Here is a 14,199-nt window from a genome sequence, read left to right as displayed (position 1 = left end):
GCGGATCGAGGAGAGGTCACCGGCGCACCACCGGTACGCCACGGGGGCAGGCGACATGAAGCGCGGCAAAACGGGCAGCCAGTGGTGAGTTGTCCCGTGAACGACCGCGAGCAGCGGGGGGAGTGACGAGTTGATGGGCACGGCAGAGCGCCACAGGAAGTCCGGGGTCGGCGCGGACGGAGCCGATCCGGCGGACGGGGCCGATCTGCAGGAGTGGCAGCGCTCGGCCGAGCGGCCGCCGTTGTGGGTCGAGGAGCCTGCCCGCAGAAGGCGGCTGCCCGATCCGGTGCGGACTGCCGCGGTGCGGGCCGTGATCATAGTGGCGGTCACCCTCGTGCAGGCGATGGTCGCCGTCCTCGCCGCCCTGGCGGGCTCCTGGCTCTCCTTCCCCATGGTGCTGAGCAGCGTGGCCAGCACCGTCGTGGCCACCTGGGGCGTGCTCGACGTGTGGGTGACCCGCCAGGTGTGGAACCAACGGCACGGAGTCGTGTCGATGCCGAGCAGCACGGCACGGCAGCTGCGGCGCGAGCGGCGCCGGGCCCGCCGCCAGGCACGTGCCGCGGCGCGCGGGAAGGAACGCATACAGGGATACGACCGAGCACAGGGGTACGACCACATACAGGCGTACGACCGTGCCCAGGGTTACGACCGAATACAGGGGCGCGACCGCGTACAAGGACGCAGCGGGTCAAAGCAGTTGTCGCACTCCTGAGGGTGTGCGGCGGGGTCGCCTCGGCCTCAGACCGACGCGGGCTCCGCCGCCCACTCAGCCGTCCGCTCAGCCGCCAGGTCCCTGCGCGCCTTCATGAAGGGGCGGGCGCGGTCCACCGCGAGGACCGCCGTGGTCCTGCCCATGCACTCGTACGCTGCGAGGAACCCGTTTCCGCCGCCCTCACCCAGCCCTTCCGGCGAGCCCTCGACGATGCGCACGGTGTCGCCCTCGCCCCGGTGCCCGGCGAACTGCACGCGGGAGCCGTACTGATCCGACCAGAAGTACGGCAGGGGGCTCACTGACTCGACGGTGTGACCGGCGAGCAAGTTGCGTACGGCGACGCGGGGTTGCTCCGTCGCGCTCGTCCAGTGCTCGGCGCGGATTCCGCCCACCCTGGCGACGTCACCCACCGCGACGACCTGAGGCAGCGCGGTGACGCAGCCGTCGTCGCACAGCACGCCGTCGTCCACGGCGAGAGGTGAGCCCGCGAGCCAGCCGGTGTTGGGGGTCGCCCCGATGCCGACGACGACCACGTCGGCGGGGAGCAGCCGGCCGTCGGACAGTTCCACAGCGGTGACAGCGTCCCCGGCGCCCTCCGCGCTTCCCGCACCCGGCGGCGCATGCCTCGACGCGCCCCGCAGCGCCGCCACCCCGACCCCCGTAAGGAGTCGGGCGCCACCGCGTGCGTGCAGCCTCGCGCACACCGATGCCATCTCCGGTCCGAGCTGGGTCACGAGCGGCAGGGGCACGGCTTCGACGACGGTGACGTCGTGGCCGAGCGCGACGCACGAGGACGCGGTCTCGGCGCCGATGAAGCCGCCGCCGATCACCACCACACGACGCGGCCCGCGGTTCAGTTCAGCCCTCAACTCGTGGGCGTCGTCGAGGGTTCGGAGCGTATGGACACCTGCGAGCCGCGGTCCGGGGAGGCGGCGTGCCGACGCCCCCGTGGCGATGACGACGCCGTCGCCGGCCAGGGTGCGGCCGTCGTCGAGAACAACCGTGCGGCCGCACGCGTCGAGGGCCCGTGCGCGGGTGCCGAGGATCCACTCGGCGGCGAGCTCCGCCGCCTCCTCCTCGTCGGAGAGGGTGAGTTGGTCCCGGGCCGCGTCTCCGGTGAGGAATCCCTTGGACAAGGGCGGCCGGTCGTACGGCGGGTGCGGCTCGTCCCCGACGAGGACCAGGCGGCCGTCGAACCCCTGGGCGCGCAGCTCCCGCGCGGCGTACAGGCCGGCGAGCGAGGCGCCCACCACGATGACGGTCCTCATGCCGCGGACCCCTTGTCGGCGGCTCCCGCGTCGGTGGTCGCGAGGCGGACATGGACGACGCCGTCCTCGACGTACACCTGATGAGTGCGGACGGGGCGGCGCGCGGGCAGGCACACGGGCCGGCCGGTGCGAAGATCGAAGGACGCGGCGTGCAGCGGGCATTCGACGAGGCACCCCTCCAGCCAGCCCTCCGAGAGGGACGCGTCCTGGTGGCTGCACGTGTCGTCGATGGCGAAGAGTTCACCGTCGGCGTTGAACACCGCAACGGGCGGCGCGGTGTCGAGGCGGACGGATTCGCCCGCGGGGAGGTCTTCAAGGCGGCATACGGGGATCATGGGCCCCCCTCTGGGTCGTTCCGGCTTGGTGTTCCAGATGGTGTTCCGGGTGTTGGTCCTGGGCCCTTGGTGGGCCAAGGCCCTTCGGTAACATGATGTTTCGCATGACGCACGACAAAGCGTCATGCGCAACAGAATCCGGGTGGGGTGCCCATCGCGTCAAGGGCTTCCCGTGGACGCGGCTTCAACAGGCCGCCGGGTGGTGAGGTTTCAGGTATGACGGGCGACCGGAAACAGGCAGATCAGGGCAGGGAACCGCGCGGCGAGCCGCGGGAGAGGCAGGCGAAGGGCGCGGCCGGATCGGTCCAGTCCGTGGACCGCGCGGTGAGCGTTCTGGAGATCCTCGCGCGGCACGGGGAGGCCGGAGTCACCGATATCGCCGACGAGTTGGGCGTCCACAAGTCGACGGCCTTCCGGCTCCTCGGCGTGCTGGAGAACCGCGGCCTGGTCGGCCAGGCCAAGGACCGCGGGAAGTACTTCCTGGGCGCCGGCGTACTCCGCCTCGCGGGGGCGGCGGCAGTGCGCATGGACATCTCGCAGGAGGGCGGCCCGGTCTGCCGCGAGCTCGCGGACGAGCTGGGCGAGACGGTGAACATCGCGGTCCTGGACGACGACGCCGCGGTCAACATCATGCAGGCCAGGGGCCCGGCCTCGGTGACCGCGCAGAACTGGCTCGGCCGGCGCACCCCGCTGCACGCCACGTCCAGCGGAAAGGTGCTCCTCGCCCACCTGCCGACGACGCTGCGCGAGGGCCTGCTGGCCCGCACCCTGCCCCGGCTGACCGAGCACACGGTGACCGGGACGGTGGCGCTGCGCCGGGAGCTGGAGGCCGTGGCCGGGCAGGGGTTCGCCGTCGCCGTGGAGGAGTTGGAGGTGGGCCTCGCCGCGGTCGCGGCGCCGGTGCGCGCGCACGACGGCAAGGTGATCGGGGCGCTCAGCGCGTCGGGACCGGTCTACCGGCTGACCGAGGAGCGGCTGACCGAGCTCGCCAAGCGCACCGTCGCGGCAGCCGTCGAGCTCTCCCGTCGGATGGGGTACGGCTTCTGACGGTCGACTGGAGGGCGGGGCCGGAGAGTTCGGCCCCGCCCTCCTGCGTGCCGTCCGGGACCGCCCGCGCCCCACCGTTTCGCGAAGGCTTGACTCCCCCCTCTTGACGGCCTCTTGATGGGGTTCCCAGTATGTCTCTCATAGCGCAACCGAACGTGCAGTACGCAACAACACCGCCACGCCGTGCGCAACAGCAGAGGAGTCTGGCCGTGCCCCACGAGGTCCGTGCCGTCGTCGCCCCGAAGAAGGGCGCACCCGTCGAGGTGCAGACGATCGTCGTGCCAGATCCCGGCCCCGGAGAGGTGCTCGTCTCCGTACAGGCCTGCGGGGTCTGCCACACGGATCTGCACTACCGGGAAGGCGCGATCAACGACGAGTTCCCGTTCCTGCTCGGCCACGAGGCGGCGGGCACCGTGGAGGCGGTCGGCGCGGACGTCGCCGACCTCGTCCCCGGCGACTGCGTCGTGCTCGCCTGGCGCGCGCCCTGCGGTGCCTGCCGCTCCTGCCTCCGCGGCCGCCCCTGGTACTGCTTCGACTCCCGCAACGCCGCGCGGCCCATGACCCTCCTGGACGGCACCCCGTTGAGCGCCGCACTCGGCATCGGCGCCTTCGCGGAGAAGACGCTGGTCGCCGCGGGGCAGGCCGTGAAGGTCGACCCGGCGGCCCGCCCCGAGGCCGTGGCCCTGATCGGCTGCGGCGTGATGGCGGGGTACGGGGCCGCGGTGAACACCGGCGGAGTGGGCCGCGGGGACACCGTCGCCGTCGTCGGCTGCGGCGGCGTCGGGAACGCCGCGATCGCCGGGGCGTCGCTGGCCGGGGCGCGCCGCGTCATCGCCGTCGACATCGACGAGGGCAAGCTGGACGGTGCGACGCGGTTCGGCGCCACGCACACCGTCAACTCGCGCGGCACGGACGCGGTGGTGGCGGTGCGCGAGCTGACCGGCGGTCACGGCGTCGACGTCGCGATCGACGCGGTCGGCACCCCGTCGACGTACAAACAGGCCTTCTACATGCGCGACCACGCGGGCGTGCTCGTCCAGGTGGGAGTGCCCGATCCGGAGATGACCGTCGATCTGCCGCTGATCGACGTCTTCTCGCGCGGTGGCGCCCTCAAGGCGTCCTGGTACGGCGACTGCCTGCCCACCCGGGACTTCCCGATCCTCGTCGACCAGTACCTCAGCCGCCGCCTCGACCTGCGCGGATTCGTCTCCGAGACCATTCAGCTCGATGAGGTGGAGGAGGCGTTCGCGCGGCTGCGCCGCGGCGAGGTGCTGCGCTCGGTGGTGATCCCGTGAGCACCGCCCGGTCCCGCGGGCCCCGCGTGGTCGTCATCGGGGCCGGCATCGTCGGCTGCTCGCTCGCCGACGAGCTGACGGCCCGCGGCTGGACCGACGTCACCGTCCTCGACCAGGGGCCGCTGCCCGCCCCCGGCGGCTCCACCTCGCACGCGCCGGGCCTGGTCTTCCGGACAAGCCCTTCCAAGACGCTGACCGCGTTCGCCACGTACACGGTGGAGAAGTTCAGCGCCCTGGAAGTGGACGGCCTCCCCTGCTTCAACCCCGTGGGCGGCCTGGAGCTCGCCACCACGCCCGAGCGCTGGGCCGATCTGCACCGCAAGGCCGGATGGGCCGCCTCCTGGGGCGTGCGCGCCGAGCTCGTCGGGGCCGCCCGCTGCAAGGAGCTGTGGCCGCTCGTCGACGAGGCGCAGGTGTACGGCGGTCTGTACACGCCCGACGACGGCCTCGCCCGCGCCGTGCCCGCCTGCCGCGCGCAGCTGGAACGGGCACGCGCGCGTGGAGCACGTTTTCTCGACCGGCACACCGTGACGGGCATCGAGCGGGACGGCGGCCGCGTCACCGGCGTCAGCACCGACCGCGGCACCTTCCCGGCCGACCATGTCGTCTCGGCCGCCGGGTTCTGGGGCCCGGTGATCGGGCGCATGGCCGGCGTCGACGTGCCCCTGCTGCCGCTCGCCCACCAGTACGTGAGGACCACGCCCCTGCCCGAACTCGCGGGGCTCAACGATCCGCGCACCGAGGCGTCCCGGCCGATCCTCCGCCACCAAGACCGGGACCTGTACTTCCGTGAGCACACCGACCGCCTCGGCATCGGGTCGTACGCCCACCGGCCGCTGCCCGTCGACCCGTTCGCGGTCCCGGCGTACGACGACGCGGAGGACATGCCCTCCTCGTACCCCTTCACCGAGGAGGACTTCGCGCCCAGTTGGGAGGACTGCCGCCGGCTGCTGCCCGCCCTGAAGGGGGCGGAGATCGCGGAGGGCTTCAACGGCGTCTTCTCCTTCACGCCCGACGGGATGCCAGTGCTCGGCGAGTCCCGTGAGCTGCGCGGCTTCTGGCTGGCCGAGGCCGTCTGGGTCACTCACTCGGCGGGCGTCGCCAGAGCGGTCGCGGAGTGGATGGTCGACGGACGACCCTCGCTCGACCTGCACGAATGCGAGCTGACGCGCTTCGAGGACGCGCAGCGCTCCCCCGCGTACGTGGCGGAGCGCGGGGCACAGCAGTTCGTCGAGGTCTACGACGTCATCCACCCGCTCCAGCCGCCGGACCGGCCGCGGCCCCTACGGGTCAGCCCCTTCCACGTCCGGCAGCGGGAGCTGGGCGCGGTCTTCCTGGAGGGCGGCGGCTGGGAGCGACCGCACTGGTACGAGGCCAACTCCCCGTCAGTGTCGGCGGAGGGCTTCGAGGTGCCCGGGCGGGACGCGTGGGCGGCGCGGCACTGGTCCCCCGTCGCGGCGGCCGAGGCCCGCGCCACCCGTGAGCGGGTCGCCCTCTACGACATGACGCCGCTGCGCCGCCTCGAAGTCACCGGCAGCGGCGCCCTCGCCTTCCTCCAGCACATGACCTCCAACAACCTCGCCAAGAGGCCCGGTTCGGTCACGTACACCCTCCTGCTCGACGAGGCCGGGGGCATCCGCTCCGACCTGACGGTGGCGCGGCTCGCCCCCGACCGGTTCCAGGTGGGCGCCAACTCCCCCGCCGACCTCGACTGGCTGCTCCGCCACGCCCCCGCCGACGTGCACCTCAGGGACATCACCTCGGGGACGTGCTGCGTCGGCGTCTGGGGGCCGCTGGCCCGCGAGCTGGTCCAGCCGCTCACGCGTGACGACTTCTCGCACGAGGCGTTCGGCTACTTCAAGGCCAAGGAGACGTACATCGGGCACGTGCCGGTGACCGCCCTGCGCCTGTCGTACGTCGGTGAACTGGGCTGGGAGCTGTACACCAGCGCGGATCTGGGGCTCCGTCTCTGGGACACGCTGTGGGAGGCGGGCCGCGCGCACGGCGTGCTCGCGGCGGGCCGGTCCGCCTTCGACAGCCTGCGCCTGGAGAAGGGGTACCGGGCCTGGGGCCAGGACATGACCACCGAACACAACCCCTACGAGGCCGGCGTCGGCTTCGCGGTCCGGATGAACAAGGGGGACTTCGTGGGGCGTTCGGCGCTCGAAGGGCTCGGACCGCCCGCACGCAAGCTCACCGCCCTCCTCCTCGACGACCCCAAGGCGGTCGTCCTCGGCAAAGAGCCCGTCTACGTAGAGGGCGCCCCGGCCGGATACGTCACCAGCGCCTCCTACGGGTACACCCTGGGCCGCTGCGTCGCCTACGCCTGGCTGCCGCCCCTGGAGCCGGGCACCGGCGTCCACGTCGAGTACTTCGGCGAGAAGGTTCCCGCGACGGTCGCCGAGGAGCCCCTGTTCGACCCGGAGATGACCCGCATCCGCCGTTGACCCACCTGCCGTTGACCCACCTGCCGCCGGCCCGTCCACCTCTGACCCATCCGCCACCGACCGCCAGGAGGCCCCGGTGTCCCCCACCCATGACGTGATCGTGATCGGCCTCGGCGGCATGGGCAGCGCCGCCGCCCACCACCTCTCCGCGCGCGGCGCCCGCGTCCTCGGCCTGGAGAAGTTCGGCCCGGTGCACCGACGCGGCTCCAGCCACGGCGGTTCGCGCATCACCCGCCAGTCGTACTTCGAGGACCCCGCGTACGTACCGCTGCTGCTGCGCGCCTACGAGCTCTACGACCGCCTCGAACACGACACCGGGCGCGACATCACCACTCTGTGCGGCGGCGTGATGCTCGGGCGGCCCGCCAGCCGCACGGTGAGCGGATCGCTGCGCTCCGCCGAGCAGTGGGGCCTGCCCCACGAGATGCTCGACGCGAAGGAGATCCGCCGCCGCTTCCCGACGCTCACCCCTGGCGACGAGGAGGTGGCCCTGTACGAGGCACGGGCAGGCCTCGTCCGGCCCGAGAACACGGTGGCCGCGCACCTCCAGCTGGCCACGCGGCACGGCGCCGACCTGCACTTCGAAGAGCCCATGACGCGGTGGGAGCCGTACAAGGACGGAGTGCGCGTCCACACCGCGGAGGACACCTACACCGCCGGTCATCTGGTGATCTGTCCCGGCGCTTGGGCGCCCGAGCTGCTGACCGACCTGGGCGTGCCGTTCACCGTCGAACGGCAGGTCATGTACTGGTTCCAGCCCTCCGGAGGAGTCGGTCCCTTCCTCCCCGAGAACCATCCGGTCTACATCTGGGAGGACGCGGAAGGCGTCCAGGTCTACGGTTTCCCCGCCATCGACGGACCCGCCCTCGGCGCGAAGGTGGCCTTCTTCCGCAAGGGCACGCCCTGCACTCCGGAGACCATCGAACGGACGGTCCACGACGACGAGATCGTCGCCATGGCCGAGCAGGTGGGGCGGCTGATCCCCGGCCTCCCCGGCGGCTTCATCAAGGCTGCCACCTGCATGTACTCCAACACCCCCGACGAGCACTTCGTGATCGCCCGCCATCCGGCGCACCCCGGGTCGGTGACCGTCGCGGCCGGCTTCTCCGGACACGGCTTCAAGTTCGTGCCCGTGGTCGGTGAGATCGTCGCCGACCTGGCGCTGGACGGCGTCACCGGGCACCCCATCGAGCTCTTCGACCCCAGCCGCCTCGCCGCCACGCCTGCCTGACAAGCACCGTGCCTGACAAGCACCGTTGAGGAGTACGAGAACCGTGTCGACGACCCCCTTGCCGCCGAGTCTCATCGCGACCCTCCCCGGCCACTACTACACCGACCCGGAGATCTTCCGGCAGGAGCAGGAACGCGTCTTCGAAGCGCTCTGGTTCTGCGCGGTGCGCGCCACCGACCTCGACGAACCGGGCGCCTTCCGCACCGTACGGGTGGGGCGTGAGAGCGTCCTCGTCACCCGCTCGCGCACCGGCGGGCTGCGGGCCTTCCTCAACGTCTGCCGCCACCGCGGCGCCCGGCTGTGCACCGAGGAGTCCGGCCGGGTGCGCCGCGCCCTCCAATGCCCGTACCACGCCTGGACGTACGACCTGGACGGCAGGCTGATCGCCGCGCCCGGCCTGGTGAAGATGCCGGACGTGGACCGCTCCGCGTACGGCCTGGTGCGGGTCGCCCTGCGGGAGTGGCTCGGCTACGCGTGGGTGTGCCTGGCCGACGAGCCGCCCTCCTTCGAGGAGACCGTCATCGGCGCCGCGGTCGAACGCCTCGGCGACAGGGCGTCCATCGAGCGCTACGGCACCGAGCGGCTCGCGCTCGGCAAACGTGTCACCTACGACGTGCGCGCCAACTGGAAACTGATCGTCGAGAACTTCATGGAGTGCTACCACTGCGCGACGATCCACCCGGAACTCACCGACGTCCTTCCGGAGTTCACGGAAGGCTTCGCCGCGCAGTACTACGTGGGGCACGGCGCCGCCTTCGGCGAGGAGATCGGCGGCTTCACCGTCGACGGCAGCGCGGGCTTCGGCCGTCTCCCCGAGGTGCCGGAGGACCAGGACCGCCGCTACTACGCGATCACCGTGAAGCCGACCGTCTTCGTCAATCTCGTCCCCGACCACGTCATCCTGCACCGCATGTTCCCGCTGGCCGAGGACCGTACGGTCGTCGAGTGCGACTGGCTGTACGCACCCGACGTCGTCGCGTCCGGCGCCGACCTGACGCACTCCGTGGAGCTCTTCCACCGGGTCAACACGCAGGACTTCGCGGCCTGCGAGCGCACCCAGCCCGCGATGGCGTCACGCGCCTACCGCGAGGGCGGGGTGTTGGTGCCGACCGAACACCACATCGGGCTGTTCCATGAGTGGCTGACGAAACAGCTGTCTACGTAGCAGCCGGTTCCGGCTGGGCGGCAGGGCGCTTGTACATGCGGGTGGCGGTGATCTCCCCATGCACCGTCTCGCCGGCCGGGTCGTCGGGGTCTCGCTGCGGCAGGCCCGGACGCAGATGCTCCTCGACGCTGATGTACTTCAGGCCCGCTCGCAGGTCCGCGTCGTTCCGCAACCGGATGACGAGCGGGAACTCCGCGAGCGCGGTCGTGTCGAACAGTCCGGTCGTGTAGAGCAGCTGCACGCCGAGCGCGTCGGAGACGGCCCGCTGGAGCTCCAGCAGATACGTCGCGTTGGCGCGGCCGATGGGGTTGTCCAGGAACAGCGTGCCGGCGTGCCGGTGCTTGTCGCGCCCCCGGTCGTTGCTGCGCAGGGCGGCCATCGTGCAGTACAGGGCGATGGCCGCGGTCAGCAGCTGGCCGCCGGAGAACACGTCGCCCATCTGTCCGACAGGGACGCGCTCGGCGCGCAGCACGGCGTCCGGCTTGAGGATCTCGACGGCCACGCCGCGCGGCTCCAGGGCGGCCTGGACGCCGCGCAGCAGCAGGGACATGCCGTCGCGCCGCAGGTCCGAGTTCTTCTTCACGGCGGCGCGGGTGGCCTCATCGATGACCTCGCCGAGCCGCTCCACGAGCGTGGCCTGGTCGGGCTCCTCGAAGCGGACCCGCAGGAACTCCTGCCCCGACCACTCCCCCAGGCCCTCGGGCAGGCGGGAGAGGCGCTGGGCCGAGCGCAGGGTCGCGAGCGCGGACTCGACGAGGCCGCGCAGGCGGTCGACGATGCTGTCGCGGTTGCGCTCCAGCTGCTCCAGCTCGTCGGTGAGGACGCGGAGCCGGGGCGCGAAGGCGTCGGCCCACTTCTTGGCGTGCTCCGGCAGCGCCGACGCGGGCAGCTCGCGGATCTGCTGGCGGGCGGGGGTGCGCACCTGCTCGTACCGCGTCGAGTTCGCGTGGCGCACGAGGATGTCGCTGGCCTCGCGGACGGCGGACTCGGCCGTCGACAGGTCGGCGGCGCAGCCGCGCAGGGAGCGGCGGGCCTCCGCGGCGGCCTGGCGGGCCTCTTCGAGGGAGCCGGGGTAGGCCTCGGGGGTTTCCTCGGCCTCTTCTTCATGGTGCTCGCGGAGGAGGTCCCGCAGCAGGGCCGCGGTCTCGTCGAAGCCGCCGGCCGCGTCCTCGGTGACGCGGTGGGTGTGGAGCAGGGCGGCGTGCGCCTCCTTGGCGCGGCTCAGCGCCTCGGTGTGCGCGGCCAGTTCCCCGGTGGCGGTGCGCAGGAGCGCCTGGGCCTGCTCGGCGTCGCCGGGAACGAGCTCTTCGGGGAGCTCGGTGTGGGCGTCGCCGTCCTCGGGGGCGTGCCGCTCGGCCTCGCCGCGCAGTCGGCCGAGCTGCTCGCTCGCGGTGGACGCCCGGGCCTCGATGAGCTGGACCTGGGCCTCGGCGCGCGCGGCGGCGGCCTGCCGGGACGGGCCGTCGGAGCCGTCGGTGCCTTCGAGGAGCAGGGCTGCGCGGGTGCGGACCTTGTTGCTGAGCCGGTCGAGCTCGGCGAGCGCGGCGCTCTCGTCGCTCTCGGCGCGGGCCTGCTCGGCGCGGAGGTCGGCGCCGACGCCCACTTTCTCGTAGAGCTGGGAGGCCGCGCGGTAGGCCTCGCGCAGGGCGGGCAGCGACGCCTTCGGGGCCTCGCTCTCCGCGGGTACGTCCTCGGGGGCACCGGCGATCTCGGCGCGCTCGGCACGCAGCGCGCGGGCGGTGCGGCGGGCGTCGTCGGCGGCGCGCTGGGCGGCGCGGCGGTCCTCGTCGGCGGCGCGTGCGCGGTCCAGGCAGGTTTGGGCACGGGCCTCGAACTCGACGGCGTCGTCGGCCAGTTCGCGCAGCTTGGCCTGCCATCCCGCCCGCTCGCGGAGCCGGAAGGCGAGGCCCGCGAGGGCGTCGGCGGAGCGTCTGGCGCGCTGGGCCGCCTCCTGGCGCTCGTCACGCACGCGTGCCGCCTCGCTCGCGGCCTCGTCGGCCTCGGCGCGCGCGGTGCGTGCCTCGGTGAGCTCGGCCTCCGCCTCCTCGGCGAAGGCGCGGGCCTCCGCGGCCGCGGTGGCGAGCTCGGCGAGCCGGCCGCTGGGGCAGCCGGCGCGCCAGGAGGCGAGGCGGGCGGCGAGTTCGCGGTCCTTGCCGAGCCGGCCGGCGAGCGTCCGGATCTCCTCGTCCCGCCGCGCGGCCCGCGCGCGGAGCGCCTGCCGCTCCTCGTCGGCGGCGTGCTCGTCGTGCATGGCCGGGTTCGGCGGTACGAGGAACACGCCGCTGTCCGCCGCCTGCTCGCTCGGTGTGGGGGCGAGGAGGGCGGCGGCGGTGCCGACGGCGACGGCGGAGCGGGGCAGCAGCGCGGCGTCGGCGAGGGCTTCGCGGGCGCGGGCGTGGGTGTCGGGGTCGGTGATGACCACGCCGTCGACCAGCTCGGGCCGGGCGGCGAGCACGCGCGCGTGGTCGGCGGGGTCGACGGCCTGGGCGAGGTAGCGCCAGCCGGGCAGTGCGGGGATGCCGTGCTCGCCGAGGAACTCGACGGTGGCGAGGACGTCGGGGCCGGGCGGCAGCAGTCCGCCGTCGCCGAGGGCGCCGAGGATGCGGGAGTCGTCGGCGGCCGCGGTGCGCAGCTCGAACAGCTGGCGCTCGGCGGAGGCGACGCCTTCTTCGAGGAGTTCCTTCAGGTCGTCCGCGGACCGGTCGAGTTCCTCTACGGAGAGGGCGCCGTCCGCGTCGTTGCCGGTGCCGGTGTCGGCCTGATCGGCTCCGCGGCGGGGCTGCGGCACCGCGGCGGACCCGGTCGGCAGGCTCAGCAGCTCGGCGAGCCGAGGGTCCCGTGCGATGGACTCGGCGGCGCGGCGCTCCGCGTCGTGGGCGGCCTCGGCGGCGGCCGCGGCGTCCGAGGCGCGGGCGGCGGTCAGCTCGGCGCGGGCCTCCGCCGCGGCCGTCTCCTTGGCGTGGTCCGCGGCGCGGCGAGCGGCCTCGCGGGCGGTGTCCCAGGCGGCGACGGTGGTCTTCTCGGCGTCGCTCGCGGCGAGGGCGGCGCGGGCCGGGTCGGCGTCGGGCGCGGTGTCGTCGAGCCAGCCCGCGCGGACGGCCTCCGCGGTCTCCTGCTCGACCTCGGCGAGGCGCTGCTTCAGGTGGCCCGCCTCGCTGCGGGCGCGCTGGGCCTCGGTGGCGGCGGCGGTGGCGTCGCGGTGCGCGGCCTCGCCGGTCTCCTGGAGGGCGGCGGAGCGCTCCTCCTCTTCGTTCGCGACGTTCTCCGCGCCTTCGGCGGCGGTGTGCAGGGCGCGGACGAGGTCGGACGCGGCCTTGGCGCGGGCGGCGAGCGCGGGTGCCGCGTCACGCTCGGCCTCGCGGATCGCGACGGCCACGCGCGCGGAGCGGTCGGCGGCCGCGCGGTGCCGCAGGACGGCCTCGGCGGCCTGCCAGGCGGCGTGCAGGGTGCGCGCGTCGGCGAGCTCGCGGCGCTGGGCCGCTGCGGCCTTCTCGGCGACGGTGAGCGCCAGGGAGGCGTGCCGGTAGGCCAGTTCGGCGGAGATCAGGGCGCTCTTGCCGCGGGCCCGCTCGGCCTCGGTGACGGTGTGGGCGGCGGCGGTGACCTGCTCGGCCAGTTCGGCGGCGCGGCCCCGCTCCTCGGTGGCGCGCGCGGAGAGCCTGCGCGCCAGCGTCCGGGTGCGGCGCTCGGCGCCCGCGTGCACGTCACGCGCGCGTGCCCGGGTGTCGGCGGCGTCGACGATGCGGCCGAGCAGGTCGACGGAGCCGGCGGTGAAGTCCCGTTCGGCCATGAGTTCGGCGCGGCGGCCGAGTTTGTTGCCGAAGCCGTGGACGAGGTCGGCGAGGCCGTCCGTGTCGCGCGTGTCGGTGACGGCGCGCAGCAGCAGGTCGGTGAAGTCGGAGTCCTTCTTGACGGCGAAGAGGCCGGCGGCCTCGCCTTCGTCGGCGTTCATCTCGCGCTGGTAGCGGAAGAGTTCGGGGTCGAGGCCGAGGTCGCCGAGGTGTTCGTTCCAGCGGTCGTGGATCTCTTCCCAGTGCACTTCGAGGTGCGGGTACGCCTTGCCGGCCTCGGTCAGCGCGTCGCGGAAGCCCTTCATGGTGCGCCGGCGGCCCTGGGCGCCGGAGGCGCCCTCCGCCGACGCCCGTACGGCGGTGGACTCGGCGACGGGCAGCGAGTCCAGGCTCATGCCGGGCCCGGGCCGGAAGGAGTACCAGGCCTCGGCGAACTTCCGCGGGTCGTTGGAGACCTGCCGTCCGCGCCATTCGCTGACCTTGCCGACGACCACGCATTCGCCGGTCAGGGTGTGCTGCCACTCCAGGGCGACGTGCCCGCAGTCGTCGGCGAGCAGGAACTTGCGCAGCACGCCGGAGCTGGCGCCGCCGAGGGTGTTCCGGTGGCCGGGCAGCATCACCGAGAAGATGAGCTTGAGGAGGACGGACTTGCCGCCGCCGTTCTCCAGGAAGAGCACGCCCGCGGGCGCGGGGCGGCGCGGCGGGCCGACCGGCTCGTCCTCGAAGAACTCCGCCTGGGCGGGCGCGGGGTCGGGCACCTCGGCGCCGACTCCGCGCAGGTCGAGCACGGTGTCGGCGTAGCGCGCACCGGCCGGACCGATGGAGTAGAGGCGGATCCGGGACAGCTCGTACATGGCGGCGGACTCTCGTCGTAAGTCGTGTGGAACGGCAGGAAGTTACGGGGGTGG

9 protein-coding genes are annotated in these 14,199 nt (G+C 73.4%); 6 read left to right on the top strand and 3 right to left on the bottom strand.

Annotated elements, in window-relative coordinates; all coding sequences use genetic code 11:
* Window positions 1-133 precede the first annotated feature (133 nt).
* Entirely contained in the window at window positions 134-712 is a 579-nt protein-coding gene (locus AB0H82_RS21355; RefSeq protein ID WP_362994926.1) for a hypothetical protein, read from the top strand.
* Between the two features lie 26 nt (window positions 713-738).
* Here the strand turns inward: AB0H82_RS21355 and AB0H82_RS21350 are convergent, their stop codons facing one another.
* Window positions 739-1,980 (bottom strand): FAD-dependent oxidoreductase, encoded by a 1,242-nt coding sequence (locus AB0H82_RS21350; RefSeq protein ID WP_362994924.1) that lies wholly within the window; start codon window positions 1,978-1,980, stop codon window positions 739-741.
* On the bottom strand, window positions 1,977-2,315 hold the full coding sequence (locus AB0H82_RS21345; RefSeq protein WP_362994922.1) for a bifunctional 3-phenylpropionate/cinnamic acid dioxygenase ferredoxin subunit: 339 nt from the start codon (window positions 2,313-2,315) through the stop codon (window positions 1,977-1,979). Before AB0H82_RS21345 ends, AB0H82_RS21350 begins: the two co-directional genes overlap by 4 nt.
* A gap of 216 nt (window positions 2,316-2,531) precedes the next feature.
* On the opposite strand from AB0H82_RS21345, the gene AB0H82_RS21340 reads away from it, so the two are divergent.
* From AB0H82_RS21340 to AB0H82_RS21320, 5 genes are all read left to right on the top strand, one after another.
* Complete coding sequence (locus tag AB0H82_RS21340; RefSeq protein WP_362994920.1) at window positions 2,532-3,362, top strand: IclR family transcriptional regulator; 831 nt, start codon at window positions 2,532-2,534, stop codon at window positions 3,360-3,362.
* Between the two features lie 209 nt (window positions 3,363-3,571).
* Entirely contained in the window at window positions 3,572-4,657 is a 1,086-nt protein-coding gene (locus AB0H82_RS21335; RefSeq protein ID WP_362994918.1) for an S-(hydroxymethyl)mycothiol dehydrogenase, read from the top strand.
* Window positions 4,654-7,104: an FAD-dependent oxidoreductase gene (locus AB0H82_RS21330; protein ID WP_362994916.1), complete on the top strand. Its 2,451-nt coding sequence runs from the start codon at window positions 4,654-4,656 to the stop codon at window positions 7,102-7,104. Before AB0H82_RS21335 ends, AB0H82_RS21330 begins: the two co-directional genes overlap by 4 nt.
* Window positions 7,105-7,180: 76 nt before the next feature.
* Window positions 7,181-8,335 (top strand): N-methyl-L-tryptophan oxidase, encoded by a 1,155-nt coding sequence (solA, locus tag AB0H82_RS21325; RefSeq protein ID WP_362994914.1) that lies wholly within the window; start codon window positions 7,181-7,183, stop codon window positions 8,333-8,335.
* 43 nt (window positions 8,336-8,378) lie between these two features.
* Entirely contained in the window at window positions 8,379-9,500 is a 1,122-nt protein-coding gene (locus AB0H82_RS21320; protein ID WP_362994912.1) for an aromatic ring-hydroxylating dioxygenase subunit alpha, read from the top strand.
* Here the strand turns inward: AB0H82_RS21320 and AB0H82_RS21315 are convergent.
* Complete coding sequence (locus AB0H82_RS21315) at window positions 9,493-14,145, bottom strand: hypothetical protein (protein ID WP_362994910.1); 4,653 nt, start codon at window positions 14,143-14,145, stop codon at window positions 9,493-9,495. The two genes, AB0H82_RS21320 and AB0H82_RS21315, sit on opposite strands and share 8 nt — an antisense overlap.
* Window positions 14,146-14,199 lie beyond the last annotated feature (54 nt).

It is taken from the genome of Streptomyces sp. NPDC050732, from assembly GCF_040654255.1.
Lineage (GTDB): Bacteria > Actinomycetota > Actinomycetes > Streptomycetales > Streptomycetaceae > Streptomyces.
Note: the sequence above shows the minus strand (reverse complement) of the source record. Positions and strands in the feature narration are given on the sequence as shown.

Coding starts and splice junctions, on each gene's coding strand:
- AB0H82_RS21350 (WP_362994924.1), bottom strand. CDS start 1,980: ATGAGGACCGTCATCGTGGTGGGCGCCTCGCTCGCCGGCCTGTACGCC.
- AB0H82_RS21345 (WP_362994922.1), bottom strand. CDS start 2,315: ATGATCCCCGTATGCCGCCTTGAAGACCTCCCCGCGGGCGAATCCGTC.
- AB0H82_RS21340 (WP_362994920.1), top strand. CDS start 2,532: ATGACGGGCGACCGGAAACAGGCAGATCAGGGCAGGGAACCGCGCGGC.
- AB0H82_RS21355 (WP_362994926.1), top strand. CDS start 134: ATGGGCACGGCAGAGCGCCACAGGAAGTCCGGGGTCGGCGCGGACGGA.
- AB0H82_RS21315 (WP_362994910.1), bottom strand. CDS start 14,145: ATGTACGAGCTGTCCCGGATCCGCCTCTACTCCATCGGTCCGGCCGGT.